The sequence below is a fragment of the Methanocaldococcus lauensis genome (assembly GCF_902827225.1).
GTDB classification, from domain to species: Archaea; AGJL01; Methanococci; order Methanococcales; family Methanocaldococcaceae; genus Methanocaldococcus; species Methanocaldococcus lauensis.
The window spans coordinates 497078-523148 of sequence record NZ_LR792632.1; the positions used below are offsets into that span (position 1 = coordinate 497078).

At 29.0% G+C, this 26071-nt stretch carries 30 protein-coding genes; 14 read left to right on the forward strand and 16 right to left on the reverse strand.

The window, feature by feature from the left end; genetic code table 11:
- Positions 1-45: 45 nt before the first annotated feature.
- Both KMP69_RS02770 and KMP69_RS02775 read right to left on the reverse strand, forming a co-directional pair.
- Entirely contained in the window at positions 46-495 is a 450-nt protein-coding gene (locus KMP69_RS02770) for an Lrp/AsnC family transcriptional regulator (protein WP_214400430.1), read from the reverse strand.
- A gap of 18 nt (positions 496-513) precedes the next feature.
- A complete protein-coding gene (locus KMP69_RS02775; RefSeq protein ID WP_214400431.1) occupies positions 514-1035 on the reverse strand; it encodes a V4R domain-containing protein in 522 nt (173 codons plus the stop codon).
- A gap of 67 nt (positions 1036-1102) precedes the next feature.
- On the opposite strand from KMP69_RS02775, the gene KMP69_RS02780 reads away from it, so the two are divergent.
- From KMP69_RS02780 to KMP69_RS02790, 3 genes are all read left to right on the forward strand, one after another.
- Complete coding sequence (locus KMP69_RS02780; RefSeq protein WP_250543621.1) at positions 1103-1276, forward strand: AtpZ/AtpI family protein; 174 nt, start codon at positions 1103-1105, stop codon at positions 1274-1276.
- Positions 1269-2276: an RNA-guided pseudouridylation complex pseudouridine synthase subunit Cbf5 gene (locus KMP69_RS02785; protein WP_394357602.1), complete on the forward strand. Its 1008-nt coding sequence runs from the start codon at positions 1269-1271 to the stop codon at positions 2274-2276. The genes KMP69_RS02780 and KMP69_RS02785 overlap by 8 nt, the downstream gene beginning before the upstream one ends.
- 214 nt (positions 2277-2490) lie before the next feature.
- Positions 2491-4209: a DUF505 family protein gene (locus tag KMP69_RS02790; protein WP_214400433.1), complete on the forward strand. Its 1719-nt coding sequence runs from the start codon at positions 2491-2493 to the stop codon at positions 4207-4209.
- On the opposite strand, the gene KMP69_RS02795 is transcribed toward KMP69_RS02790, so the two are convergent.
- The 5 genes from KMP69_RS02795 to KMP69_RS02815 form a co-directional block, all read right to left on the reverse strand.
- Complete coding sequence (locus tag KMP69_RS02795) at positions 4210-5445, reverse strand: 2,3-bisphosphoglycerate-independent phosphoglycerate mutase (RefSeq protein ID WP_214400434.1); 1236 nt, start codon at positions 5443-5445, stop codon at positions 4210-4212. It abuts the gene before it with no gap.
- Between the two features lie 7 nt (positions 5446-5452).
- Positions 5453-6811 carry a glycoside hydrolase family 57 protein gene (locus KMP69_RS02800; protein WP_214400435.1) on the reverse strand — a complete coding sequence of 453 codons (1359 nt, stop codon included), beginning with the start codon at positions 6809-6811 and terminating at the stop codon, positions 5453-5455.
- A gap of 34 nt (positions 6812-6845) precedes the next feature.
- Positions 6846-8687 carry a glycoside hydrolase family 15 protein gene (locus KMP69_RS02805; RefSeq protein ID WP_214400436.1) on the reverse strand — a complete coding sequence of 614 codons (1842 nt, stop codon included), beginning with the start codon at positions 8685-8687 and terminating at the stop codon, positions 6846-6848.
- 81 nt (positions 8688-8768) lie between these two features.
- Positions 8769-8981 carry a winged helix-turn-helix domain-containing protein gene (locus tag KMP69_RS02810; RefSeq protein ID WP_214400437.1) on the reverse strand — a complete coding sequence of 71 codons (213 nt, stop codon included), beginning with the start codon at positions 8979-8981 and terminating at the stop codon, positions 8769-8771.
- Between the two features lie 5 nt (positions 8982-8986).
- Complete coding sequence (locus tag KMP69_RS02815) at positions 8987-10156, reverse strand: glycosyltransferase family 4 protein (RefSeq protein ID WP_214400438.1); 1170 nt, start codon at positions 10154-10156, stop codon at positions 8987-8989.
- A gap of 119 nt (positions 10157-10275) precedes the next feature.
- Between KMP69_RS02815 and KMP69_RS02820 the strand changes: the two genes are divergently transcribed.
- From KMP69_RS02820 to KMP69_RS02845, 6 genes are all read left to right on the forward strand, one after another.
- Positions 10276-11844: a glycogen synthase gene (locus KMP69_RS02820; RefSeq protein ID WP_214400439.1), complete on the forward strand. Its 1569-nt coding sequence runs from the start codon at positions 10276-10278 to the stop codon at positions 11842-11844.
- A 32-nt stretch (positions 11845-11876) separates the two neighbouring features.
- A complete protein-coding gene (gene pgi, locus KMP69_RS02825; protein WP_214400440.1) occupies positions 11877-13109 on the forward strand; it encodes a glucose-6-phosphate isomerase in 1233 nt (410 codons plus the stop codon).
- Positions 13110-13210: 101 nt separating this feature from the next.
- Positions 13211-14584 (forward strand): ADP-specific phosphofructokinase, encoded by a 1374-nt coding sequence (pfkC, locus tag KMP69_RS02830; RefSeq protein ID WP_214400441.1) that lies wholly within the window; start codon positions 13211-13213, stop codon positions 14582-14584.
- 368 nt (positions 14585-14952) lie between these two features.
- Positions 14953-15123: a hypothetical protein gene (locus tag KMP69_RS02835; protein WP_214400442.1), complete on the forward strand. Its 171-nt coding sequence runs from the start codon at positions 14953-14955 to the stop codon at positions 15121-15123.
- Positions 15124-15324: 201 nt separating this feature from the next.
- Positions 15325-15540: a sulfurtransferase TusA family protein gene (locus tag KMP69_RS02840; RefSeq protein ID WP_214400443.1), complete on the forward strand. Its 216-nt coding sequence runs from the start codon at positions 15325-15327 to the stop codon at positions 15538-15540.
- A gap of 13 nt (positions 15541-15553) precedes the next feature.
- On the forward strand, positions 15554-15898 hold the full coding sequence (locus KMP69_RS02845) for a DsrE/DsrF/TusD sulfur relay family protein (RefSeq protein WP_214400444.1): 345 nt from the start codon (positions 15554-15556) through the stop codon (positions 15896-15898).
- A gap of 11 nt (positions 15899-15909) precedes the next feature.
- Here KMP69_RS02845 and KMP69_RS02850 read toward each other — a convergent pair whose 3' ends face one another.
- The 4 genes from KMP69_RS02850 to KMP69_RS02865 all read right to left on the reverse strand — a co-directional run bounded on the left by KMP69_RS02850 (position 15910) and on the right by KMP69_RS02865 (position 18186).
- Positions 15910-16902: a DHH family phosphoesterase gene (locus KMP69_RS02850; protein WP_214400445.1), complete on the reverse strand. Its 993-nt coding sequence runs from the start codon at positions 16900-16902 to the stop codon at positions 15910-15912.
- Positions 16903-16984: 82 nt separating this feature from the next.
- The gene (locus KMP69_RS02855) at positions 16985-17227 is read right to left on the reverse strand and encodes a 50S ribosomal protein L14e (RefSeq protein ID WP_214400446.1); all 243 of its coding nucleotides are present in this window, start codon (positions 17225-17227) and stop codon (positions 16985-16987) included.
- Between the two features lie 84 nt (positions 17228-17311).
- Positions 17312-17848, reverse strand: coding sequence for a (d)CMP kinase (cmk, locus tag KMP69_RS02860; RefSeq protein WP_214400447.1), 537 nt, complete (start codon positions 17846-17848; stop codon positions 17312-17314).
- A gap of 68 nt (positions 17849-17916) precedes the next feature.
- Entirely contained in the window at positions 17917-18186 is a 270-nt protein-coding gene (locus KMP69_RS02865) for a 50S ribosomal protein L34e (protein ID WP_214400448.1), read from the reverse strand.
- Between the two features lie 178 nt (positions 18187-18364).
- On the opposite strand from KMP69_RS02865, the gene KMP69_RS02870 reads away from it, so the two are divergent.
- Positions 18365-19273: a dihydroorotate dehydrogenase gene (locus KMP69_RS02870; RefSeq protein ID WP_214400449.1), complete on the forward strand. Its 909-nt coding sequence runs from the start codon at positions 18365-18367 to the stop codon at positions 19271-19273.
- Positions 19274-19292: 19 nt separating this feature from the next.
- Here the strand turns inward: KMP69_RS02870 and KMP69_RS02875 are convergent, their stop codons facing one another.
- Together KMP69_RS02875 and tmk are read right to left on the reverse strand one after the other, a co-directional pair.
- A complete protein-coding gene (locus tag KMP69_RS02875) occupies positions 19293-19877 on the reverse strand; it encodes a CBS domain-containing protein (protein ID WP_214400450.1) in 585 nt (194 codons plus the stop codon).
- A 137-nt stretch (positions 19878-20014) separates the two neighbouring features.
- Positions 20015-20575 carry a dTMP kinase gene (gene tmk / locus KMP69_RS02880; RefSeq protein WP_214400451.1) on the reverse strand — a complete coding sequence of 187 codons (561 nt, stop codon included), beginning with the start codon at positions 20573-20575 and terminating at the stop codon, positions 20015-20017.
- A gap of 74 nt (positions 20576-20649) precedes the next feature.
- On the opposite strand from tmk, the gene KMP69_RS02885 reads away from it, so the two are divergent.
- Positions 20650-20928 (forward strand): cation:proton antiporter, encoded by a 279-nt coding sequence (locus KMP69_RS02885; RefSeq protein WP_250543622.1) that lies wholly within the window; start codon positions 20650-20652, stop codon positions 20926-20928.
- 6 nt (positions 20929-20934) lie between these two features.
- Here KMP69_RS02885 and ftsY read toward each other — a convergent pair whose 3' ends face one another.
- Entirely contained in the window at positions 20935-22140 is a 1206-nt protein-coding gene (gene ftsY / locus KMP69_RS02890) for a signal recognition particle-docking protein FtsY (RefSeq protein WP_214400453.1), read from the reverse strand.
- Between the two features lie 180 nt (positions 22141-22320).
- Between ftsY and KMP69_RS02895 the strand changes: the two genes are divergently transcribed.
- Both KMP69_RS02895 and KMP69_RS02900 read left to right on the forward strand, forming a co-directional pair.
- Positions 22321-22764: an Hsp20/alpha crystallin family protein gene (locus KMP69_RS02895; protein WP_214400454.1), complete on the forward strand. Its 444-nt coding sequence runs from the start codon at positions 22321-22323 to the stop codon at positions 22762-22764.
- Positions 22765-22832: 68 nt separating this feature from the next.
- Positions 22833-23468 (forward strand): METTL5 family protein, encoded by a 636-nt coding sequence (locus KMP69_RS02900; protein ID WP_214400455.1) that lies wholly within the window; start codon positions 22833-22835, stop codon positions 23466-23468.
- Here the strand turns inward: KMP69_RS02900 and KMP69_RS02905 are convergent.
- Positions 23465-24280, reverse strand: a complete 816-nt coding sequence (locus KMP69_RS02905; RefSeq protein ID WP_214400456.1) for a pantoate kinase — start codon at positions 24278-24280, stop codon at positions 23465-23467. The genes KMP69_RS02900 and KMP69_RS02905 overlap by 4 nt on opposite strands.
- Positions 24281-24404: 124 nt before the next feature.
- A complete protein-coding gene (gene cfbA / locus KMP69_RS02910; protein ID WP_214400457.1) occupies positions 24405-24839 on the reverse strand; it encodes a sirohydrochlorin nickelochelatase in 435 nt (144 codons plus the stop codon).
- A gap of 136 nt (positions 24840-24975) precedes the next feature.
- On the opposite strand from cfbA, the gene KMP69_RS02915 reads away from it, so the two are divergent.
- Positions 24976-26067: a site-2 protease family protein gene (locus KMP69_RS02915; RefSeq protein ID WP_214400458.1), complete on the forward strand. Its 1092-nt coding sequence runs from the start codon at positions 24976-24978 to the stop codon at positions 26065-26067.
- Positions 26068-26071: the final 4 nt, after the last annotated feature.

The window sequence follows — 26071 nt, forward strand, 5'->3', positions numbered from 1 at the left end:
TTTTGAGTAATATTTTTTTACTTTTTTTAATATTTTAAACATAATTTATATTGGAATTTTGTGACCCTCTTTTACCACATTCAGGACAAGAGTAACCTTACAGCCATTTACATTAACAAGAGGGTATATTTTTTCACTTAAAAAATTTCCTAATTCTTCCATATCTTCAAGAACAGCCAAACATACAGCGTCATATTCCCCAGTAGTTTGATAAATTTGAACTATTTCATCATAACCTTTTAAAATTTCAAGGGTTTTTTTAACTTCGCAAGGTTTTAAATAAAGTCCTAAAATTGCTATAATATCTTTTCCTAATTTATGTGGATTTATGGATACATAAAATCCATTTATTATTCCTTTTTCTTTCATCTTTTTTATTCTCGTTCTAACTGTTCCCTCACTAATTTTTAACTGTCTTCCTATTTCTCTATATGATTTTCTTCCATCTTCTTGCAAAATCTTTAAAATTTTTAAATCAATTTCGTCAAGATTCATTATTCCACCACTATGCATTTACCAATAAATTTTTTCTCCAATTTTTACATAAAATTCACAATATTCATCCCCCTTTCCACAACACTTCGTTTCAATAACTTTAACTTTTCTTTTTAATAACTTCTCTAAGGTTCCACTAATTAATCCTGCCTCAAAATGACACAGTGTAGTTCCAACATTTGGGGCATTGTAGCAAGAAACACACTCCTTCAATATTAAAATTATTTCATTTTCTTTTTCATTTATTTTTTCAATTTCTAATTTTCCAATCTTTGCCTTTTTTAAGATTTCAGCAAAATCTTTTAATATTTCATTTAAACTATTTCCATTAATATAATTTGATATTACATTCTTTCCAATATCTTTACCTATGTTGTATATAATTGCCTCAATACCACAGCCAGTAGTTAAAATACCTATTCTAACCGCTTGAAATATTGATAATGGAATTAAGTCCCCTAAACTTCTCTTTGGAGGATTGTTTTGTATTAAATTATCTATATTTTCCCCAATTTTTTTCATCAATAAATTCTTATTCATAGTTACACCACCAATAAAAAATGCTAATTATTAATAATCAAAATAAAAATAAATATAACTGATGACTATGAAGTTTAGAGACATTGCCTTTGAATTTGTCTTTTGTATTGTTATGGGTATTATGGTTGGTTATATTATAGGGAAAGATACTAACAATATGGTTTATGTGGTTATAGGTTTATTTGTTGGTGTCTTAGTAGGATTTGTAAGGTTTTTTAAATTTGTAAAGAGTTATAAGTAGTGGTGAGATTTTGTGTAAAAAAACAAAGGTTGAGGATGAATTAATAGTAAGAGAAGAATCAGAAACTAATTGGGAGTATGGTTCTAATCCATACGAGAGAAAGATAGAAGATTTAATAAAGTATGGCGTTGTAGTTATAGATAAACCGAGGGGCCCAACATCTCACGAGGTTTCTACTTGGGTAAAAAAAATATTGAATTTAAATAAGGCAGGACACGGTGGGACATTAGATCCAAAGGTTACTGGTGTTTTGCCAGTGGCATTAGAGAGAGCGACAAAAACAATTCCTATGTGGCATTTACCTCCAAAGGAGTATGTTTGTTTGATGCATTTACATAGGGATGCTTCAGAAGATGATATATTAAGAGTATTTAAAGAATTCACTGGCAAAATTTATCAAAGACCTCCATTAAAGGCGGCAGTTAAAAGAAGATTAAGGATAAGAAAGATTTATGAATTAGAATTATTAGATAAAGAGGGGAGAGATGTATTATTTAGAGTTAAATGCCAATCTGGGACTTATATAAGAAAGCTATGTGAAGATCTTGGAGAGGCTTTAGGGACATCTGCACATATGCAAGAACTAAGGAGAACTAAAAGTGGATGTTTTGAAGAAAAAGATGCTGTATATTTACATGATCTATTAGATGCTTATCATTTTTGGAAGGAAGATGGTGATGAGGAAGAGTTAAGGAAAATAATTAAACCAATGGAGTATGGTTTAAGGCATTTAAAGAAGGTTGTTGTTAAAGATTCAGCAGTAGATGCAATATGCCATGGAGCAGATGTTTATGTTAGAGGAATCTCTAAGTTAAGTAAAGGTATTGGGAAGGGAGAGACAGTTTTAGTTGAAACTCTAAAAGGGGAAGCTATTGGCGTAGGAAAAGCTTTAATGAGCACAAAAGAAATAGTAAAGGCAGAAAAAGGTGTTGCTGTAGATATGGAAAGAGTTTATATGGATAGAGGAACTTACCCAAGAATGTGGAAGAGGAAGAAGTAACTTATTATTTTTATTTCTAATTTGTCTATTTTTTATTATTTTTTTATTTTATTTCTTTTCATTAGTATATTTCTATAATCATATTTTACATTTAAAGAAAAGTTTTTATAGTATTAGCAACATAAATATATTTAATAAATAATTAAAAATAAGCTATATTATAATAAATTTTAAAACGCTATTTTAAGTAAATTTAAAAAATTAAGGTGAAATGATGTTTTTAAAGAAGAGACATCTCGAAATTTTAAGAGAAATGAAAAAAACAGATGTTCAAGAGGAAATTAGAAAGAAATTACCAGAAGACTTTAAAAGTAGAATCCTTGAATTGTTTATCTTAGGATTTGTAGAATTAGAAGATGGAAAAATAACATTTACAGATGCTGGAAAAAAGCTTATGGAAATCGTTGATAAATTAAACATTGAAGAATTGCCAGATGTTTTCGTCGATACTGAGATAATAAAGATATTACAACTATCTGAGGAAACTAATTACATTCCAGAAAATTGGAAAGTTTTACTTAAAGAGAGACAGATGTTAGATGAAAATGAAAATTTAAATGAAATTGGAAAAGAAATACTAAAAATATTTACAGAAACACATCCAGTTCTATACTTAACAAAAGAAATTATTGACTTTATAAACAAAATCCCTAAAATTAGTACATTAGAAGATTTGATTACTCACAAAAACACTGTAGAGTATGGAGATAATATTGTTAATGCACTCCAAGCAATGAGAATGCTTTATATATCTCCAAGAACTGAAAGAGGACAGGCATATACAACAACAAAAACAGCAGATTTAGCATTAAAAATATTGTCTTATGTTAAAGTATTTAATAGACCATTAATTTTAAAGGGTAGTGATATTGAATTACTAAAATCAGGAGGAACTTCAAAAGAACTTGATGAAATGGGCTTTCACGATGAGAAAGGAGTTACAGAGTTAGGTAATGCAATGATAGATACTTATGAGTCTATGGGAATCGTTGAAGAAAAAACTTTGCCAATTTATGTATTGGATGATGAGATAAAGGTTTTAGAAGGATTACTTAAATTAGAAGAAATTAATAAACACACACCAGATATTTTACCAACATACAGTGAAATTCAGAGAAGAGTAGATGTTGAAGACCTTGGAGAAATTTTGCACACTCTTGAATCTAAAGAACTAATAGAAAGAAAGTTTATGAAAAATAAAGATACATACTGGGTTACAAACTGGGGTAGAACAATAGTAGAGTTAGGAGTCGTTACAACTGAGGGTATGAAGGCAATAACTTACTCTTTAAGTGGAGATGTCCCTATAGCTGAGTGGGTTTTAGCAGGTAAGGAAGAAGGTTTAATAAAAAAAGGAGTTACTCAAAAAGGACATACAATGATTAAATTCTCAAAGAGTATTAAGAGAAAGCCCTATTTAACTAAATATGATATTGCAATACTTTTAAAGGTTCCAAAGGGGAAATATATACATAAAGATGAAGTTATAAAATTAGTCCAAGATCTTGTAGGAGGAGATGAAAAGGCTATAATTAAGGCTATTGGAGAAGCAGAATCTAAAGGATTCATTGTAGAATTACAAAATAAAATTATAAAACTTACAGACCTTGGAACAGATGTTAAAACAGCAATAGAATATGCAAAAATTGATGAACTTCTATCAACAAAGTTTGGTATTACTCCAACAACATTTAACATATTAAAAGTAATTTACAATAATTTAGATAAATTTAATAAAATTTGGAAGGAAAGTAGAGAAGAGAGAGGTTATAAGGAGGATGAAATAAAACTCATTAAAAAGAATCTTAGTTTAAGTGAAGAAGAAATTCATAAAGCTCTTGTTATTTTAAGAGCTTTAGGATTCCTTGGTAAAAAAAGTATTACAAAAGCAGGAGAAATCTTAGTTAAGGCTTATGAAAAATTATATGCTTAGTTATGCTCCAAACTTTTCATTTCTTCCAGTTAAATCTAACAATATCTTCATTACATGCTCTCCTTTAATCCAATGCAATGCTCCTTTTGCACAACTAAATTCATTGAATTCTTTAACATCGTCAGTTCTAACACTTTTACCCCAAATAACTATTGGAACTGGATCGGCTGAGTGATCTTTCATCTCTATAGGTGTGGAGTGATCCCCAGTTAATACAAAATAAACCTCATCCTTATTAATATGCTCTAATACATAAGATAGCATTTTGTCTATTTTTTCTATAACTTCTTTTTTAAGATTGTAATTACCATCATGACTTGCCTCATCAGCTCCTTTAACATTTACCAAAACAAAATCATATTCTTTTAATGCCTCTACTAACGCCTTAGCCTTGCCCATAAAATTAGTGTTAGGAGTTCCAGTAGCTCCTTCAACTTCTATACAATCTAAGCCAATCATTTTAGCTATTCCTTTTATAAGACCAGTTCCGCAGATACAGGCTCCTCTCATATTATATTTTTCAGAAAACTTCTCTATTTTTGGAACTATTCCAGCACCTCTTGGTAGTATTATATTAGCAGGAGGCAATCCTTTTTTTCTTCTTTCTATGTTTATTGGATGATTATTTAATCTTTCATAAACAATTTTCAATAACTTATTTAAAATTTCCGCTGTTTTTTTAGCCTCTTCAGAATCATCCAACGGTTTTATTTCATTAACTTTGACTCCCTCTTCGTGAGGATCTCCGTCACTTACTTTATATGACAATCCCTCTCCTCTTAAAATTAAAGCCCCTCTATATCCCTTAGATGATTTAAAAATAACCTTAACTCCATCAATTTCTAAGCCATCAATTTCTTTTTCTAATTCTTCAGCCTCTTCTGGACTAATTCTTCCAGCTCTTCTATCTAAAACAACAAAATTTTCATCAACCGTGGCAAAATTGCATCTAAAAGCAATATCTCCCTCTTTTAAATTTAGACCAACGCCATAAGCTTCTAATGGGCCCCTTCCAGTATAAACTTCGTAAGGATTATAACCCAAAATAGATAAGTGAGCAGTATCACTTCCAGGTCTTATTCCAATATCAATAGCGTTCATTAACCCACAAATTCCCTCCTTAGCCATTCTATCCATTGTTGGAGTTTTAGCCTCCTTTAAAGGAGTTAATCCTTTTTCATTTGGTCTATCTCCAAGTCCATCTATAATAAATATAACGCACTTCTCTTTCATCATTTCTCCCTCACGCTATTATAAATTTATCGTTTTCATCTTTAGGCTCTTCATTCTTTTCAATACATTCTTTGCTATTGTTATCATTTATGTTTTTTATTTCTATATCATTATTTACAATTAATTTTTCTTTACTATCATAATCACTTCTATTATTTAACTTTTTCATCTCATCTTTTATGTAGTAGTATTCAAAGTCATACAAAATGTTCAAATAAGAGGCATAGGCGTCAAATGGTGAGTCAAAATGACTAAAATACATATGAACATCCATATCTCCAAAGCCCTTGGTGCATTGATAATAGAAGTTATCACTTGTCTGCAAAATTTTATATATTTTATAGATTTCATCAAATTTTTCTGATTTTTTTAATTTATCTTTATTTTCTTTTATAAATTCTCCAATTTCTTTCAATTTTTCAAAGGATATTTTTTGCATTTTATTTCCTAACCACGCACTAACATCTCTTTCAGTGTCTGCCCACGATATTGTAGCAAATTCATGCACATAAATTTCTCCTCTTGGTTTTAATTTTTTAACGACTTCATTTACATTAACAACCTCTAAGTGTTCATGTTTTGAAATTTCAATAGGTAAGTATCTTAAAAATTCAAATATTCCAGATTCTTTCCAATGATGCTCTCCAAAAGTTTCATAATCCATATAGATATTTATAACCTCTCCGGGTGTCGATGCTAACCATAATGCATATTTGTCCGCGGTTAATGGATATTGATCCCAATCCCTTGCTGAAAATCTAAAACCAATGTCATCGCTCAACCTATAATTTCTCAACAGAATTTTCATACCATCAGGAGATTGATACAAATAATTTGGACTTCTCCAACTTAATATTTTCTCAGTACCTTCTGTAAATATTGCCTCAAAACCTAAATCCTTAGATATTTTTGCAATTCTGTTGTTGTAGATTAATTCAGTATTTCTAAATATTTTTGGCTTTACTCCAAACACATCCTTATATAATTTTTTATGTAATTCTATATCTTCAATAAACTCCTCCTCATTTTCATACAAACTTGATAAAGAGTGATGATATGTCTCAGCAATCAACTCAACATTTCCAGTCTTAACTAAATCCTTAAATAAATCCAAAACATACTCATTAAACTCTAAACATTGCTCTATAAAACAGCCAGTAATAGAATAATTTACTTTAAAGTCATATTCATCAATAAGTTCTAAAATTAACTCATTTGCAGGAATGTAGCATTTATTTGCAACTTTATTAAAAACCTCCTTATTTAGATTTGTATCAACATATCTTTCCCATAAATTATTTCCTTTTTTATTAATATTCTTATATAATCTGTGTGGCTGATGAACTTCGAAAGTGAATGTTATTAACATATCTATCAACTCAAAAATTTATTTTTATTTTAGATTATGGAATTATAATATTGTCATTTTCGTATATTGAGATAAGAAACATTGCATTACTCCAACCTAATGGCATAGCAGACATTGGAATTCCTAAATCTTTATGTATCTGTTCTGGAAACATACCTCCAAAACTATATTTTACTACCCAATCAAATAATTTTTTTGATTTTTGTAAGAAATAATTATATCTTTCATCATTTTTTTCTTTTAAAATTCCTGATAATCTTTTATAGTATAAACTCAACCATAATGTAGATATTATCCAAGGATTTCCTCCAAAGTATATATCACTCGGATATCTTCCAATTCCTCCAACTTTGTAATTAAAAGATTTTTCAATATCTTCTGCTGTCTTTATCATTCTTTCATCATCTACATCTATTAAATTGAATGGATAACTTAAACCTAATATACTTATATCAACCTCTTTATTTAGAGGATTTATAGATTTAGCAAATCTACCTTCCTCTTTTAAATAAAATCTCTTAGGAACTTCCTTTTTTAAAAATTCAATGGTTTTTTCCCAATGTCTAACTTCCCCTCTTTTATCAACCGCCTTACTCATACTGTATGCACACTTTAAGCCAGCATATATTGCCCCCATTGTATATGCAAAAACTCCAAACTTCTCTTCCCATAAATCATAGCACTGAGTAAAGTTTAAACCAGCACAATTTAAATAATTTCCAGCCTTTTCTATTGTATCCCAATATCTTTTAACGAATCTCCTATCTCCACTTAATCTATAATGCACATCCATAGCCCACAATACAGAGCCAACTTGATCAATCTGTAATGCCGTTAATCTTGGATTACCATTAACATAATAGTTTTGGAGCCAAGAGCCATCATCATTCTGAACTTTGGACATAAATTCAAAAAATCTATTTGGAATTCCTCTAATTCCATATAAATCTAAGGCTATCGCTATATAACTTCCATCCCTACCCCACACATATCTATAATCAGGATGTAATGAAGGAGAGGCAATAATACCCCCATCTTTATCGCAAAGCATCAATAGAATCATCAACGCTCTTTTAGCAATAGAGCAAATATTACTATTTGAAACTAATTCAGGATTTATATATTTCCTAATATCTCCTATATAGTTTCTCCAGTAGTTTAATGAAAGATTCTTAATATTTTCACTGTTATTTTTAATTATATTCAACTGTTCAGTAATTATTGATAAATCACCATCAAATTTTTGTGGAATTATATAAATATTAAATGCTAAACTTCTTTTTTCATCAATTTCTATATTCCAACAGATTGCACTATCTGTCATTAATCCAGAACTTTCTTTATTTTCTTTTAATATACCATTTTCAACATCTATATAGGCACTATTTTTACTATATCTATTACCGCACTGAAATGAGTCAATTTTTTTATCACTACCTATGCAGAAGATATACTTTTTATCGAACTTTACAATACACTCTTCATCATCTAAGAATTTTACAGTGTTTTCAGTAGGATTTTCACCGATTCTTAAACTTTCATAAAAAAACAATTTAAAGGATATTTTTTTATCCAATTTATTTTTTATATACAATCTTCTAATTAACACATTGTGAGACACTGGAACTAAATCTTTAATTGTTAATATAATCTTATCATCTTCTAAGATAGTTTTAAAGATATTTGTCTCAGGAATATAATTTTGGTATATATTCCAATCATCATCCCAATGCCATTTTATTTTTTTGTCGTATATTGCCAATGCTGAATCAAATATATGAGTTTCATACCCAACATGAGGATAAAATAAATAGTTGATTTCTCCATAATCTCCAATTTTAACTAATAAACTGCTATTTCCTACAATACCGCTCATATAGATCACTTAAAACTATTTTATCACAAATATAAAAATAAAAAATAAAATAAAAAATAAATTTCAATGATTTTTATTTATTTATTTTAATTTGATAATCCACTTATTTCCATCTTTTAGCACAAATATCTTATCTTCTCTGGCTAACCATCCAATTGCCATTTTTACAATATTTGTATTGTATCCTTCTTTTCTTAAACTTCTTTCTATATTAGACAAGCTCTTTTCTCCTTCTTCTAATAGGTGATAAACTCTTCCAGCAGTTTCTCCAATTTTTCCCCACATATCTTCCATATCAATCACCTCATCATTTCAATGGCTATTTTATAAACATTAACTGTTTCTTTTGCTATATTGTCCCAACTGTATTTTTCATAGACATCTTTTTTTGCATTATTTACAATATAATCCCTAAAATTTGGATCAGATAAAACTCTATCTACACCCCAAGCAATTGAATCTGGATTCTTAGGATAAACCCAAACTCCGTTATATTCATGGGTTATAATCTCTCTCAAACCTCCTACCGAACTAACAACCACTGGTGTCCCAGAAGCCATTGCCTCCAATGCAACGATTCCAAAAGGCTCATAGACAGAGGGAATAACTACAATATCAGCAGATTTATAGAGTTTCTTTAACATTTCTTTACTGACAAAACCTAAAAAAATTACTTTGTGTCTTATATTTAATTGATAGCATAAATCTTCCAAATAGTTTCTCATATCTCCACTTCCAGCAATAACTAATTTTGCATTATGTTTTTCAAGAATTTTAGGCATTGCCCTTATTAAATACTCAACTCCTTTTTGATATGTCAGTCTTCCAACAAATAGAATCATCTTTTCGTCATCATGAACACCAATACTTCTTCTAAAATTTAAAATCTCTTCCCAACTCATATTAATATCGAATTCCCATGGATTTATTCCATTGTAGATAACTTTAACTTTATCTTCAGGAGTTTTAAATATAGAACAAATTTCTTCCTTTAAAGAATAACTTACAGTTATCACTTGACAGGATTCGTATGTAGATAAATACTCCATCGTATGTATAGCCCTTGAATCGTCAGAATATAATCCCCCACATCTGCCAATTTCAGTACTATGTATTGACTGAACATAGGGCATTTTACATGCATGCTTTAAATTAGCCCCTACAAAGTGTGTCATCCAATCGTGGCAATGAATAACATCGTAATTATCAATTCCTAAAATACCCAATTTCTTTTCCATTTCTTCAGCCATAAACAAAGTCCAAGTTAAAAAATTTGGATGAGTTATGGGTTTAACTCTATATACATTTACTCCATTTATATTTTCATACTCTGGTAAATCGTAGCCAACTGTTATAACATCTACTCTGTGTCCATTTCTAACCAAACCCTCTGCCAAACCTTTACAGTGAATAGCCAAACCCCCCACAATCCTTGGAGGATACTCCCAAGCTATCATTGCTATTCTCATTTTCTCACTAAGTAGTAATCTTTATATAATCTACAATTTAAAGATTAATATTGAATATTGGATATTTAATAAACATTATAAGTGTTAATAATGTATGGTATAAAAAGGTTGTGATAACTATGAAACTCGCTATTCTTTCTCCAACAATGACTCCTATAGTATCTTATGGTGGTTTAGGAGATGTAATGAAAGATTTACCCAAATTTTTAAAAAATTTTAATAATGAAGTACTTGTATTAACTTTAAACCATTATAACAGATACTATAACTATCCCTATGAAGTTATTAAAAAAATTAATATTGTTTATAAAGGAGCAAAAATTTCTTTTGATGTTTTAAAAACAAAGCATCCCACAACTGGAGTAGATATTATAGTATTTAGCAATGAAAAAATAAACAATTTAGACATTTGGGACCCTATTAAATATGAAATATTTGCCGACTTAGTAGTTATCTATTTGGGTGATATTAAAGATGTTGATGTAGTTTCTGGACACGATTGGATGTGCGGTTTAGCTATAGCAAAATGTAGTGATGTTTTAGATCTTCCTACCACATTAACTATTCATAATGAGGCGTTTAAAGGAGCAATTGTTGAATATAAAGGAGAAGTTATGACTTTTTTAGAGTTTGGAATAAAATATGCCGATGCTGTTAATACTGTAAGCCCTACACACGCTGAAGAAATAAAAAACTGTCCATATATAAAGAAATATATAAACAATAAGCCATTTGTTGGAATATTAAATGGAATAGATATTGATGAATACGACCCAATAAAAATTATAGATAGGATGGTTACCCTTTCAAATAACAAACTTAATCCAAAGGATTATGCTTATATATCACCATATACCGCAGAAGATGCTAAAAATATAAAACCAAAAATAAAATATTCTTGGTTTTATAGGGGAGGAATTTATGAATATGTTGAAGATTGGAATAAAATAGGAGATAAAGGAATTTCAGCCACTGATGTAGAAGTTTATGGAGAGTTAAAAGGAGATATAGAAACTCCTTTAATTGGATTTGTTGGTAGAGCCACATATCAAAAAGGATTTAATACAATGTTTGAGGCAATTCCTGAACTTTTAGAAAAGCATGATATAAGATTTGTATTTTTAACAAAAGGGGAAAAAGAAATTGAAGATAGATTAAAAAATCTTGCTAAAGAATATGATGATAAGATTTTAGCTTTAATAGGATATTGCCTTCCATTATCTTCATTAGTATTTGCAGGAAGTGATTGGACAGTTATGCCATCATATTGGGAACCTTGTGGTTTAGTACAAATGGAGTCTATGGCATATTGCACTCCTGTAATTGCTACAGAAACTGGAGGGTTAAAGGATACAATAATTCCTTTACATTATAACCCTTATGAGCATGCAAATTTTGATAAGGCAACAGGAGTTTTATTTAAAGTTCCAGATAAAATTGGCTTTATTTGGGGGGTAGAACATGCACTAAATTGGACATTTTACAAACTTAATGAGATCTGCATGTTTATGCAGTATGTTAGATACAAATGTCCAAAGCATCCATACGATGAAAACTCCCCATTATCTATGATGATGAAAAATTGCTATTATCATGTTCTTAGAAACCTAAGTTGGCAGAATTCTCCATCTATAAGAAAATATAAAGGATTGTTTGGCGGAGCTCTTTATAATCACTACTTAAAATAAAAAATATAAATAAAACAATATAGCGGGAGATTATGTTGAAGTATGATTACAAAAACGCTGTTAATATTGGAGATGTTAGTTTAGAGGACTTTGAAAAAGTAGATTTTAATGGAGCATATTCAAATTTAATGGAAAAGTTAAATAAAGGAGTTATAGGATTTAGAGAAATTATATACGATGATTTAAATAAATACAACGATTTTAAAAATGAAGATGGAATAAATGTTGTAGTTGTAGGAATGGGTGGATCTATATTGGGAACAATGGCAATATATTATGGACTTTCATTATATAATTATAATAACGCCTATTTTATAGACAACAGCGATCCAGAAAAAACTCTTTCAATATTAAAAAAAGTAGATTTAAATAATTCGATAATTTACATTATTAGCAAATCAGGTAATACTTTAGAAACCTTAGTTAATTACTATTTAATAAAAAGAAAAATTGAGAAGTTAGATTCATTTAAAGGGGATATTATTTTTATTACTAACGGTGGTAAATTAAAAAGAGAAGCGGAAAAAAATAATTATAAAGTATATTCAATCCCTGAAAATGTTCCTGGTAGATTTTCTGTTTTTACAGTGGTTGGTTTGGCTCCATTATACTCATTAGGCATTGATATATCAAAAATTTTAGAAGGAGCAAAGTATATGGATAAACTTTGTCAAAATAAAAATATTTTTAAAAATCCTGCCTTGTTGAATGGAGTAATACACTATCTACACGAGAAAAAAGGTAGAAGTATATCTGTAGTTATGAGTTATATTGAAAGATTAAAATATTTTGGGGAGTGGTATAAACAACTCTTTGGAGAAAGTTTAGGTAAAAATAACAATGGTTTAACTCCTATACTTTCAATAGGTGCTAAGGATCAACATTCTCTTTTACAACTATATATGGATGGAAAAAAAGATAAAGTTATTACATTCATTACTACAGAAAAGTATGATTTAGATGAAGAGATAACATTTGAAGATATAAATGACGAAAAAATTTCTTGTAATCTTTCAAATATTATTAAATGTGAGCAAATAGCTACTGAAATGGCTTTAACACAGCGTGGAGTACCTAATGTGAGAATAACATTAGATGAAATTGATGAGTTTTCTTTGGGGGCAATGATGTATATGTATGAAATGCAAGTTGGCTTTATGGGAGAGTTATATAATATTGATGCATACAACCAGCCAGCAGTTGAAGAAGAGAAGAGAATATGTTGGAAATTAATAAAAGAATGTGGGAATTATGGTGATAGATAGCCTCTTATTATTAAACTAATACAAGATTATGGGGGAGTATCCCAATAGAGGGGGCGTAGCCCCCTCTATGGTTCGGGAACTAATAAAGGAATGTGATAGTTATGATAAGTAGGTATATTGAGACAATAAAGGATTGTAAGTTATATACAGCCTACAATACAAATGTTGATGCAATAAAATATTTAAAAGACGAAGATGTGCAGAGATTAGTTGATGAGTTTGATCACAAAGAAATAATAAAAAGAATAGAAGAATATCCAAGAGTTATTGAAGAACCATTAGATTTCGTGGCAAGGTTAGTTTATAGTATAATGACAGGAAAGCCCGCAGAGGTTCCTTTAAAGGATGATACAAAATTAAATGAATGGTTTGATAAAATTAAATATGATGAAGAAAGAATGGGAGGACAGGCAGGAATTGTATCCAACTTAATGGCTACTCTAAAAATAGATAAAATTATTGTTTATACTCCATTTCTATCAAAAAAACAATCTGAAATGTTTGTAGATTATGATAATCTTCTATATCCATTAGTTGAAAATAATAATCTCGTTCTAAAAAAAGTTAGAGAGTGTTATAGAGATGACCCAACAAAGATAAATAGGATATTTGAATTTAAAAAAGGTTTAAAGTTTAAATTAGATAATAAAATTATAGTGGCAAATCAATCTACAAGATTTATTGTCGCATCGAGACCAGAAAATTTAAGAATTGAAACAAAAGAAGATGTTAAAAGATTTCTACCCAATATTGGAGAACTTGTAGATTGTGCATTTTTGTCTGGATATCAAGGAATTAAAGAAAAATATAGTGATGGAAAAACTGCAAAATATTACTTTGAAAAGGCTCAGGAAGATATAAAATTATTAAAGAAAAATAAAAAAATTAAGACACACTTAGAATTTGCTTCTATATCTAATATTGAAATTAGAAAGATGGTTGTTGATTACATTTTAAGTAATGTTGAAAGTGTAGGTATGGATGAGACAGAGATTGCAAATGTCTTACACATCTTGGGTTATGAGGATTTGAGTAATAAAATATTAAAAGAGAGTCTCGTAGAGGATGTTATAAAAGGAGCAAAAATTTTACTTGAAACTTTTAATAATTTGGAAATTGTTCAAGTTCATACAATTTATTATATACTATTTGTTTGCAGAAAAGATAACCCCCTATCTACAAAAGAACTTGAAGAATGTTTAGAGTTCTCTACTATTTTGGCATCAACGAAAGCAAAACTTGGAAATATAAGAGATATTAATGATTTATACGAAGGTTTAAAGGTTCCACATAACAAATATGGAGATTTGTTAAAAAAGATTGCTGAAAAGTTTAATGATAATGGATATAAAGTAGTTTTGTCCCCTTCAAGATATGTTGAAAAACCAAAATCTACTGTTGGATTGGGAGATACAATATCAAGTGGAGCATTTGTTTATTATATCACATTATTAAAGAAAAAAGAAATTTTATAATAAGCAATAACTCGTAAGAAGCAATGCATCCCAGGTATTCCGAACCATAGGGCTTTGCTCTATTGGGATACCCAAAACTAAACAAAAAAGGCAAATATTTGGAGGTATCCCGAACCATAGGGGGTTTCACCCCCTATGGAAATGGAATAAAAATTTTATTAGCGTGATGAGAAAATCAACAAGATGATAGTATTATAATTTATTTTATTAAATTTATCATTATTTATCATTATAAATTAAACAAATTTATCATTATTTTTCATTTGAAATCATTTATAATGATTTATCATGAGCAAAAAGGTATAAATATTACTTTTTTCAACAATATAGTTGAACATAATTTAATACAACATAAGGAGGGGATGGTTATGGATGTAAAGTTCCAATATGTAGGTGTTGAGGAAAATAATTTTGATGACATAAAAAATTTAAAAAGAGATTTAACAAGGACATATACTGGTAGTGAAGTATCAAAAGTTTTAGGATACATATTAGCAGGATTAATAATAGTTTCTGCTGTAGCACCTATTTTATTTTAAGATTTAGTTTAAAGAATTTACAGAATATGTAAATTTACGATTAGTTTGCTATTTTTTAATTAATATTCTTATATATATAGATATTATGTGCTATTTTTGCTCATTAGATTATTTAATAACTAAGATGTGATTAATTTTCTTTTAGATTAATTTTTTATATCTATTTTTGGTTAATTTTAGTAAAAACTTTATGGTGATATTATGAAAAAACTTGATGTTACTGGAGACATTTGCCCAATTCCTGTTTTAAAGACAAAAAGAGCATTGGAAGAACTAAAAGAAGGAGAGGAATTAGAAGTTGTAGGGGATTATAAACCAGCATTGGAAAACATTAAAAGATTTGCTGAAAATAATGGCTATAAAGTAGTTAGTTATGAAGAAACTGAAAATGGATTTAGAATAGTTATAAGAAAATAAATAAGGTGAGATAATGAAATTTACGGTAATTATTACAGAGGCACCTTATGGAAAAGAAAGAGCATATTCCGCTTTAAGATTTGCTTTAACATCTTTGTTGGAGGGTATAGAGGTAAATATTTTCTTACTTGAAAATGGTGTATATGTTGCTAAAAAAGAGCAAAATCCTTCAGAAGTTCCTAACTATTTAGAATTATTAAAAAATGCCATTGAACTTGGGGCTGTAGTTAAAGCATGTGGTCCTTGTTCTAAAGCAAGAGGATTAAAAGAAGAGGACTTAATTGAAGGCGTAAAATTAGCAACAATGCATGATTTAGTAGCATTTGTTAAAGAAAGTGATAGAGTAATAACATTCTAAGTTTTTATTTTTTAATTGATATTCTTAGCTTTTTTGTATTCATCTACAAATCTTTTATAGCAAAGATTTAAAACTTCTTTTATAACTTTTTCTTTGCTTTTACTTTTATCATAAGGAGCATTTAAACCTCCTGCCTCACTATGTCCTCCTCCACTACCTCCTAACTCCTTACCTATTTTTTCCATTAGATTTCCTAAATGCACATACTTAGAAACATGTTTTCTACATCTTGCGCTAACCCTTATTTCCCCTTCTTTTTTTCTAACTGCTACAACAAAGGCAATATCTGCACCAATACTTACTATGGTTTTAGCACAAGATGCCTCATGAGAACTAACATAAGATAAGGCTATCTTAATTTTATCAAATTCTTTTATTTCCATTCTACTACACGCCTTTAAATGGGCAGTTCTTTTACTATAATCACTCTCTTGAGATAAAAGAGATAAAATTTTTTGAAAACTTATATCTTTTATTAAGTAACTTATTAATTCAAATGTTTTTGGATTTGCTAACTTTAAATGTTTAGTATCATAAACTATTCCACATAACAAGGCTATTCTAACATTTTTTGGAGGAAATATATTTAATTCTCTAAAAATCTCTGCTATAATCTCAGATGTTGAGGGATAATCTTCTTTAATTATGTAGTATTTGCAAATATCAGCCAACTCTGTCTTTTTGTGATGGTCAATTAAAATAACATCCTTATTTTTTAGTTCATCAAAATTAACTTTTAATTGATTTATTGAGGCAGTATCAACTATAAATACAGTTTGTGGAAGTTTGGGATATATTTCTACATCAACTCTTTCACCAATTTCGTTTAAAACATTCCTTGAGATTTTACTAATAGAATCTGCTACAATTCTATAATTCCCTTTTGAATTTAGTTGAGATGCTAAATATTTTAATGCCACACAACTCCCAACAGCATCAGGGTCTGCATTATGATGACATAAAAAAAGGATCTCATCTCTTTTTAAATATTCTAATAACTCCATTAAACTTCACCATACAACTAAAAATAATACAATAAAAAAGTGAAGATATAATTAAGAATATCAAACTTACTTAATATTTAATTTATTCCTCCTTTAATAATCCTGCAGCATCTAATGCCAATCTAACTTCTTCTGTTGTAGCTCCTCTTTCAATATCTACTTTTTTCTCTGTAGGTTCTAAGTGTTTTATGTTACATCTTCTTCTTTTAACTAATCCATCTACAATAACAAAGTTTTTATCTAAAATATCTACAATAACACAGATTTTTCCTGCTTCTCTTCCTGCGGTTTTTACACAAACTCTTCCTATTTCTATAGCAGCCATTCTACCTCACCTCATTTTTGTTGTTGTGACTCTCGCGAATCACAACTCATCCTCCAATGAGGGAGGTTTAATATCGCCCCCTCGTTATTTTTTTAAGTTATCAATAGCTGAGGAGACAATATTAAACACTCCCTCGATATTCCATTTTGATGTATCAATAATCAAATCGTAAATAGATAAATCATCTAAGTCAATATTATAAATTTCTTTATATCTCTTTTTTTCACTTTTTTCTCTTTCTAACATTTTTTTTAGAGCCTCTTCTTTACTTATACTTTCTCTCTGGCTAATTCTCTCAGCCCTAACTTCAAGGGGGGCTTTAAACCATAATGTTAAATCTGGTTTTATTCCATTCTTTAATAGCATCCACGCCGCCAATCTACCTTCCAACACTACATTACCTTTTTTTGCTATTTCTACCTGCCTTCTATCAATTTCTTCATCAACTTCTTTATGTTTTTCAGCATACTTACTGAATTCCTGCAAGTCCATTCCCATCTCTTTGGCCATCTCTCTAAATATAAATCCTGCACATACATGCTTTAAATTGTATTTCTCTGCTATTAATTTAGCAATTGTTGTTGTTCCCGTCCCTGGTAGCCCCCCAATGGTAATTATCATCTATTCACCCATTTAAAATGGATTGATAAACATAAAATACTTTTGATATATAAACTTTTTGAATGTCTTTATAAACTTCTCGCTTTGTTGATCATTAATCTTCTTAAGCATCTTGGACATAGGTAGCCTCCATAAGGTCTTTCAGGTCTTCTTTGAGATTTTGGTAATTTTCTTATTTCAACTGGTCTCCCTCTTGGAACTCCGTGCAATTCAGCTCCACATATAGCACATCTTGCTTTATTTGGTTTTCTTCTTTTGTAGTGTATAACTAATCTTCCTCCTGGAGTTCTTCTATATATTCTTCTGTATGATCTTGATCTGTATCTTGGTGCTGGCATAGATATATCACCCTAAGTATTTTTAATTTTAAATTTAAATATAAATTCCCAAAATTAATGTTTGAAAATATTTTTAAATTTTTCAAAGAAAAGGATATTCAAAGTTATATATGTCATTAAAAATTTAATATCTCTATACCATAACAATTACTATTTAAAACTTTTGGTTGGTGAATATATGTTAAAGACAGTAATATGTGGGATAGAATTTAAAAATCCAGTTTTTTTGGCGAGCGGTATTATGGGAGAAACTGGAAGTGCGTTAAAGAGAACTGCCAAAGGAGGAGCAGGAGCTGTAACAACTAAATCTATTGGAAAAAATCCAAATCCTGGACATAGAAATCCAACTATTGTTGAAGTTGATGGAGGACTTTTAAATGCTATGGGGCTGCCAAATCCTGGAATTGATGAATATGTAAAGGAATTACAAAAAGTTAGAGAAGATTTAAATAAAATGAATGTTAGGATTATTGGCTCTGTTTATGGTAAGGATGAGGAGGAATTTGTTGAAGTTTCTAAAAAGATGGAGAAATATGTAGATATCATTGAATTAAACATATCTTGTCCTCATGCAAAAGGTTATGGAGCCACAATTGGGCAGAATCCAGAATTATCTTACAGTGTTTGCAAGGCTGTAAAAAAATCAGTAAAAATCCCAGTTTTTGCTAAATTAACACCTAATGTTACAGATATATTAGAAATAGCCAATGCAGTTGTAGATGCTGGAGTTGATGGATTAGTGGCGATAAACACAGTTAGAGGAATGGCTATTGATATAAGAGCAAAAAAACCAATTTTAGGAAATAAGTTTGGAGGTTTGAGTGGTAAATGTATAAAACCAATAGGTATAAAAATTGTCTGGGATCTTTATGAAAACTTTGATGTCCCTATTATTGGCGTAGGTGGAATAGTTAGTGGAGAGGATGCTATAGAATATATGATGGCTGGTGCTTCTGCTGTCCAAATAGGAAGTGGAATTTATTATAGAGGATATGATATATTTAAAAAAGTTTGTGATGAAATTGTAGCATTTTTAAAAGAAGAGAACTTAGAATTAAAGGATATTATAGGAATTGCTCACGAATAAATTTTTATTTTTAATATTTTTACTCTTTTTCTTTAAATTCTTCTATACACTCATCACACAAATATCTTCCCTGATATAGTCTAACTCTCCCTTGATATCCACAGTTTTCACAGATTCCATATATATACTCTTCAGAAAATTCGTCAGTATCTAATGGAATTACCTCTTTCTCATCTTCTGGCTTTATTGAAGCATATTCAGCAATTATTTCCAACAATTTTGGTGAGACCCTAATAATATCGCTCTCTGTTATTATTCCTACTAATTCCCCATCTTTTACAACAGGCAATCTTTTTATCTTATATTTAGCCATGATCTTAGCGGCTTCATTAATTGAAGCAGTTTGAGGAATTGTTATTAATTTTTTACTCATAACTTCCTCAGCTAATATGTCTTTTGGTTTTAGGTTTTTTGCAACAACTCTTTTTATAATATCTCTCTCTGTAACTATTCCTATAGGCTCCTTGCCTTCTACAATAACAACAGCCCCAATATCTTTATCCTTCATTATGTTGGCGATGTCATAAACTGTCATATCTTTTGTAGCTGTAATTACTGGAAAACTCATTACTTCTGAGACAGGAATGTCATAAGCTATATCCATAAATATCCCTCATAAACTTCTATACAAAAATAACTGGATGTAGTCATTTATATACTTTATACCTTAATTATTAAATAGCAATTTTTTAGTAATATTTGAGATAGATTTAGTTTTTATCTTGTTTATTATTTTTTGTGTTATAATTTGTTGCTATACTTTTTATAATGTTCTAAAATTTCCTTATAAACTTCATCTATTGTCTTGTTAGTTGTGTCAATTACGATAAATTTATATTCTTCTGCCAATTCTAAATATTTTTCTTGAACTTTTTGTAGAAAACTTTTATTTTCAAATATATCTTTACCTTTAACTCTTTTTAAAGCAACATCTACATCAATAGTTAGTAAAAAAACTATATCTGGCTTTAAAGCGTATCTATTTATTGATTTTATAAAATCTTCATCAACGCCTGCAACGCTTTGATAGGCTATTGAGGAATACAAATATCTATCACAAACTACATCTCTACTTTTTAAAATATCTTTTATTATCTTTGTGTGCTCTACTCTATCTGCGGCAAATAGCAATGCTAATGTTCTATCATCTAATTTAACTTTTTTTTGTAAAAATTCTCTAATTAACTTCCCTATTGGGCTATTTGTAGGTTCGCAAGTCCAAAAAGCATTGAGAGATTTAGATAATAGTTTTGATAGTGTCGTTTTACCACTACCATCAATACCTTCAAACACTATGAACATTTTTATCACCAAAATTTATATATAAGATTTATCATTATTAATCATTATAAATTATAACTAAAATGGTGAATCTTATGGAGGTATATATTGACATTGTTAAGGATATACTTATTTTTATATCTTCTTTGGGAATACTATTGGCTTCATATAGATTGTGGGTTGAAAAAGATAGAAAAAATATTATTTATGCGAGAATACATATCTTAGGTGTTATAGATTGTGCATGTTTTTTAATTTTTATAGCGTTAGGAGAACCATTATTAGCATTTGTTTATTTAATTTTAGCCCCATTTTTGGCTCATGCAATTGCAAATGCGGCATACAATGACAAATTAGATAAGTTGTCTAAGTAAAAATCTTTAAAACTGTCTTTCAGTTGAAAACTTAAACTCTTCCTCACCAAATAATTTTTTAACCATCCAATCAGCATCGAACTCAATTAAATCTTCATATCTCTGCCCAACTCCTAAATACAAAATAGGTTTTCCAATTGCATAGCCAATTGACAATGCCGCCCCTCCTTTTGCATCTGCATCTATTTTTGTCAATATAATCCCATCTATATTCACTGCCTTATTAAACTCCTCTGCCTGATAAACTGCATCGTTTCCCGTTAAAGCATCTCCAACGAATATAACTAAATCTGGCTTTGTAACTCTAACAACCTTTTTGATTTCTTCCATTAAGTTTGTATTTGTTGCCTGCCTTCCTGCTGTGTCTGCCAAAACGACATCAATTCCTCTCGCCTTAGCGTGTTGTATCGCATCGTATATAACTGCTGCTGAATCAGCCCCTTGTTTATGCTTAATAACTCTAACACCTACATTTTTTGCATGCTGTTCTAACTGCTCTATCGCTCCAGCCCTAAATGTATCTCCTGCCGCTATAACAACACTATATCCTTTTTGTTTTAATTTATATGCTAATTTAGCTATTGTCGTGGTTTTTCCAGTTCCATTTATTCCAACGAATACAATAACTGTTGGCTTTCCTTTTGCTTTATTCTTTTTAATAATCTCTTCAATATCAATCTTTTCTTGGGATAATATATTTTTTATAGCATTTTTTACAGCGTTAATTGTAATTTCTTCAACATTGTCATTAGGAGATATTTTTCTCCCAACTAACTCTTTTTTAATATTCTCAATTAACTTTTCTACAACTTCTAAGGCTACATCAGATTCTAAAAGCTCTATTTCTAACTCTTCTAATATATCTTCAATATCTTCCTCTAAAATTACAATTTCTTTTTTGAGAGCCTTTTTAATAGTCCTCGTTAAAATAAATCTATCAAAGAAACTTATTTTTTTCTCATCTTCTGATGTAGTTTCTTTTTTAATTTCTTTAACTTCTTCTACTTTTTTAGAGATTTCTGTTTTTTCACTTTCAATTTTTTTAATTTCTGGTTCTCTTATTTCTTCTTTTTTAGTTTCTGTTCTAAATAAACTTGTTAATGGAATTTTTGGTTTTTCTTCTTTTACTTCTTCTGCCTCTCCTTTATTGTAGATTTTTTCAGTAATTTTTGATGCAGTTTTTAAAAGTTTTTCTTTTAATTTTCCAAACATCAGTAATCCCTCAATTTTGTTATTATTAGAATTTTCTTAAAATATTTCTAAGGTTTTGTTTTTATTATAAATTCTTTTGTTATTGTTGTATATCTAACCATATAAATTCATAAAATAGAAAAGTTTATATAGAACTTTAAAAACATTTTATACATAGAAGGAGAAAAAGAGGTGAGAGTAATGTTTGGAAGAGATCCATTTGACTCATTATTTGAAAGAATGTTCAAAGAGTTTTTTGCTACACCAATAAGTGGTTCTACAGTTGTTCAAAGTTCCTTTGGAATACAAATATCTGGTAAAGGGTTTATGCCAATATCAATTATTGAAGGAGACGACCATATAAAGGTTATTGCATGGTTACCAGGAGTTAATAAAGAAGACATCGTCTTAAATGCCGTTGGAGACACATTAGAAATTAGAGCAAAAAGAAGTCCATTGATGATTACTGAAAGTGAAAGAATTATTTACTCAGAAATTCCTGAGGATGAAGAAGTTTATAGAACAATAAAACTTCCTGCTCATGTTAAAGAGGAAAATGCATCTGCTAAGTTTGAAAATGGTGTCTTAGTAGTTACATTACCAAAGGCAGAAACATCAATTAAGAAAGGAATAAACATTGAATAAAAAACTTTCAGTTTTTATTTTTTATTGGATAATAAATCTATATAGTTATATATACAAATGGTGAAGAAATGATAAAGAAAAAACATTTAGAGATGATATTAGATTCATTAAAAAGACATCCTAATCCAAAGGTTGATTTAGAACAATATACTATTGATGGTAAATTAGCAAGTGATATTTTATTTTTTGCAATGAATGATTTTTATAATAATGTAGTTATTGATTTAGGTTGTGGAACTGGTAGATTGGCAATAGGTAGTAAGATATTAGGAGCTAAAAGGGTTATAGGGGTTGATATTGATAAAGAAAGTATTAAAATAGCAGAGGAAAATGCTAAAAATTTAAATGTTGATGTAGATTTTTACTGTATGGATATTAGAGATTTAAATAAAGAAGTTCTTAAAAATGTTCTTAATGATGATTACAATTTAAAGAAAGTAGTTATTCAAAATCCTCCATTTGGTGCTCAAAAAAAGTATGCAGATAGAATATTCTTAGATAAAGCATTAGAGATTGGAGATGTAATATATACTATACACAACTATCCAACGAAAGATTTTGTTATAAACTATGTAAAAGATAAAGGAGGAGAAATAACTCACATTTATGAGGCATATTTTAGAATTCCTGCAATATATGAATTTCATAAAAAGAAAGTTGTAAATATTCCAGTAGTTGTTTTCAGAATAGAAAATAAAATTTAATAATAAATTTTGCAAATAATTGGATTTTTTAAAATAGAAATAGCATCATTTAGAGTATCTTTCTTTGAAATACAGAATAAAGTATTCCCAAGCATAGATTGAGATGCTCCAACTGTAAATTTTAAATCATTACAGAGTTCTAAAATCTTCTCATCAATTAATCCTGTATTAACTGCAAATTTATATGAGAGATTTATAAAGTTTTCTAATGTTGGATTTTTTAATAGTTCATTTAAATATTTTTTACCATAATTATTTATTTTTTCAATCCATTTTTTATCTGTTATTATCTCTTTTGTCTCCTTTTCTCCAAATATCTCAATAATTATATAATAATCATCATTAACTTCAAATTTTTCAACATTTATAGGAAATCCGGGAGATTTTCTTATAACAAACCCTTTCACATATTGGCCAATAACATCTCCCAAACCAGTTCCACATTCTACTTCACTAATATGTGCTATTTTAACATAATTAATTTTTAAATCCAACATTTCATTTAATTTTTTAGATAGTGTTAAAGCACAGCCACCAGACATCCCTAAACCACTGCCTAATGGAAAGTCAGATGTAAAAATTATATCATAGCTATTTTTATCAAATCCAAAGTTTTCATAGTATGTTAATACTTTATTTACTGGACATATATTTACTTTTTTTTTGTTATAGAATATTTTCCCACTACCTTCTTCTATATTAAGATTTATTCCTCTATTTACAGTAATTCCAGCCCCTATAGAGCCAGTTTTTAAAATATCTTTTGATTTATGCACTGCAAAAAATCCAGTTATGTGCCCCGGAGCAAACATACAATAACCTCCATTAATATATATAATAATAAAGTAAATAATGGAATAATCCATAATTAAAAATAAAAAGTATTCCCAAATTAAAATAAGTATAAAATAAGTAGAAACAAATGAAAAAATTAAATTATCTTCCAAAAGCTCTATCTATAATTATATCCACAATTCTGTCATCTGCTCCTATAGGTTCTCTATATATTATTTCAACATCTTCCGGGATTTCTAATTTTTCGTGTTCATGATGATGGTGGTGATGGTGATGATGATGTTCATCGTGATTATGATCATTATCTTCTTCATCAATTAATCCCAACATTTTTGGAATATCTCTTGTCGTATGAATTCCATGAGCTAAAAAGACAGGAACAACTATAATTTTTTTAGCACCTCTTTCAATTGCCTTTTTAACAGCTTGGGGTATTGTTGGCTCGTTAAACTCCATTAAACCAATTTCGACAATTGGAAATAGATTTTTTTCTTTAACTTTTTCAGATAATTTTACTAACAACTCTTTACTATATGGTAATCTGCTACCGTGACCTACTAAAATTAATGCTTCCAAACTTTCACCCTTTATAAAATTTATATTTATAATATTATTTTATGGGATAGAGTTCATACTAACTATTATATAATATTTTTCATTTATTTAAAAAGAAATCCTTATAATCTTATAAATACCTTGGAGGAGATTTAATATGGATACATCTAAACTTATCTTATTTTTCGCAATTATCATTTGGATAATATTATATACTATTAGAGATTCAATAAATTTAAAGACATATATGGGAATTTTTGGAATTTTAAGAACTAAGTTGGGATTAAAGACTATTGAAAAATTAGGTAAATATAAAATTTGGCAAAAAATTGGAATTATTTCTATTCCTATATGTGTTATACTTGGAGGATTTATGCTCTTAAATTTAATAATTATGAGTATAAAACTCGCTTCTGGAACGCTACCAAAAGAGGCGGCTAAGCCAGTAGTATTTTTATTTGGAAATGTTATTCCATGGATTCCTGGAATTATTGCATTATTGATAGCAGTATCAGTTCATGAATTGGCACATGGAATATTTGCAAAATCTTTTGGAATTAAAGTAAAAAGTTCTGGAATACTTTTATTATTAGGAATTCCATTGGGAGCTTTTGTTGAGTTGGGAGATGAGTTTAAGAATGCAGAGAAAAAAATTAGGGGGGCTATTGCCTCAGCGGGTCCATTGGCTAATTTAATTATATTTTTAATTTCAATTCCTTTATTGTCTTTTGCTTATACATTACCAACAGAGTTAAAAGTTATTGAGGTTAAAGAACCAGCATCAGAGTTTTTAAAGAAAGGAGATGTAATTTATGAAATTAACGGTAAAAAAATAGAATCATTGAAAGATTTTAAAGAATTTGCAAACACTATAAAGCCAAATACTGAATATGTAATAAAAGTTATTAGAGACAATAAAATATTAACCTATAAAATTGTTAGTTCAAAAGAGGGAAAAATTGGAGTTATAGTAGAGCCAACTGAAGATATGGCATTATTTATAAATACAATATACTGGACTTACTGGTTTAACTTTTTACTGGCTTTATTTAATTTACTCCCAGCAATGCCATTAGATGGCTTCCATGTTTGGAACGCTCTGCCAGAATTATTAAAGGAAAGAAAAAATAAATTTATTTCAATGATGGGGAGATATTTAGAGCTAATTATAAATGAAAGAACATTAAATTCAATAACTTTTTTAGTTTGGTGGATTGTCTTAGGAAGTATTTTATATTCAATGTTTTGAAAAT

What these genes read in the sequence shown, in the direction of transcription:
- KMP69_RS02770 (WP_214400430.1), bottom strand. Translation starts at nt 495, where the DNA reads ATGAATCTTGACGAAATTGATTTAAAAATTTTAAAGATTTTGCAAGAA.
- KMP69_RS02775 (WP_214400431.1), bottom strand. Translation starts at nt 1,035, where the DNA reads ATGAATAAGAATTTATTGATGAAAAAAATTGGGGAAAATATAGATAAT.
- KMP69_RS02780 (WP_250543621.1), top strand. Translation starts at nt 1,103, where the DNA reads ATGAAGTTTAGAGACATTGCCTTTGAATTTGTCTTTTGTATTGTTATG.
- KMP69_RS02790 (WP_214400433.1), top strand. Translation starts at nt 2,491, where the DNA reads ATGTTTTTAAAGAAGAGACATCTCGAAATTTTAAGAGAAATGAAAAAA.
- KMP69_RS02795 (WP_214400434.1), bottom strand. Translation starts at nt 5,445, where the DNA reads ATGATGAAAGAGAAGTGCGTTATATTTATTATAGATGGACTTGGAGAT.
- KMP69_RS02800 (WP_214400435.1), bottom strand. Translation starts at nt 6,811, where the DNA reads ATGTTAATAACATTCACTTTCGAAGTTCATCAGCCACACAGATTATAT.
- KMP69_RS02805 (WP_214400436.1), bottom strand. Translation starts at nt 8,687, where the DNA reads ATGAGCGGTATTGTAGGAAATAGCAGTTTATTAGTTAAAATTGGAGAT.
- KMP69_RS02810 (WP_214400437.1), bottom strand. Translation starts at nt 8,981, where the DNA reads ATGGAAGATATGTGGGGAAAAATTGGAGAAACTGCTGGAAGAGTTTAT.
- KMP69_RS02815 (WP_214400438.1), bottom strand. Translation starts at nt 10,156, where the DNA reads ATGAGAATAGCAATGATAGCTTGGGAGTATCCTCCAAGGATTGTGGGG.
- KMP69_RS02820 (WP_214400439.1), top strand. Translation starts at nt 10,276, where the DNA reads ATGAAACTCGCTATTCTTTCTCCAACAATGACTCCTATAGTATCTTAT.
- pgi (WP_214400440.1), top strand. Translation starts at nt 11,877, where the DNA reads ATGTTGAAGTATGATTACAAAAACGCTGTTAATATTGGAGATGTTAGT.
- pfkC (WP_214400441.1), top strand. Translation starts at nt 13,211, where the DNA reads ATGATAAGTAGGTATATTGAGACAATAAAGGATTGTAAGTTATATACA.
- KMP69_RS02835 (WP_214400442.1), top strand. Translation starts at nt 14,953, where the DNA reads ATGGATGTAAAGTTCCAATATGTAGGTGTTGAGGAAAATAATTTTGAT.
- KMP69_RS02840 (WP_214400443.1), top strand. Translation starts at nt 15,325, where the DNA reads ATGAAAAAACTTGATGTTACTGGAGACATTTGCCCAATTCCTGTTTTA.
- KMP69_RS02845 (WP_214400444.1), top strand. Translation starts at nt 15,554, where the DNA reads ATGAAATTTACGGTAATTATTACAGAGGCACCTTATGGAAAAGAAAGA.
- KMP69_RS02850 (WP_214400445.1), bottom strand. Translation starts at nt 16,902, where the DNA reads ATGGAGTTATTAGAATATTTAAAAAGAGATGAGATCCTTTTTTTATGT.
- KMP69_RS02855 (WP_214400446.1), bottom strand. Translation starts at nt 17,227, where the DNA reads ATGGCTGCTATAGAAATAGGAAGAGTTTGTGTAAAAACCGCAGGAAGA.
- cmk (WP_214400447.1), bottom strand. Translation starts at nt 17,848, where the DNA reads ATGATAATTACCATTGGGGGGCTACCAGGGACGGGAACAACAACAATT.
- KMP69_RS02865 (WP_214400448.1), bottom strand. Translation starts at nt 18,186, where the DNA reads ATGCCAGCACCAAGATACAGATCAAGATCATACAGAAGAATATATAGA.
- KMP69_RS02870 (WP_214400449.1), top strand. Translation starts at nt 18,365, where the DNA reads ATGTTAAAGACAGTAATATGTGGGATAGAATTTAAAAATCCAGTTTTT.
- KMP69_RS02875 (WP_214400450.1), bottom strand. Translation starts at nt 19,877, where the DNA reads ATGGATATAGCTTATGACATTCCTGTCTCAGAAGTAATGAGTTTTCCA.
- tmk (WP_214400451.1), bottom strand. Translation starts at nt 20,575, where the DNA reads ATGTTCATAGTGTTTGAAGGTATTGATGGTAGTGGTAAAACGACACTA.
- KMP69_RS02885 (WP_250543622.1), top strand. Translation starts at nt 20,650, where the DNA reads ATGGAGGTATATATTGACATTGTTAAGGATATACTTATTTTTATATCT.
- ftsY (WP_214400453.1), bottom strand. Translation starts at nt 22,140, where the DNA reads ATGTTTGGAAAATTAAAAGAAAAACTTTTAAAAACTGCATCAAAAATT.
- KMP69_RS02895 (WP_214400454.1), top strand. Translation starts at nt 22,321, where the DNA reads ATGTTTGGAAGAGATCCATTTGACTCATTATTTGAAAGAATGTTCAAA.
- KMP69_RS02900 (WP_214400455.1), top strand. Translation starts at nt 22,833, where the DNA reads ATGATAAAGAAAAAACATTTAGAGATGATATTAGATTCATTAAAAAGA.
- KMP69_RS02905 (WP_214400456.1), bottom strand. Translation starts at nt 24,280, where the DNA reads ATGTTTGCTCCGGGGCACATAACTGGATTTTTTGCAGTGCATAAATCA.
- KMP69_RS02915 (WP_214400458.1), top strand. Translation starts at nt 24,976, where the DNA reads ATGGATACATCTAAACTTATCTTATTTTTCGCAATTATCATTTGGATA.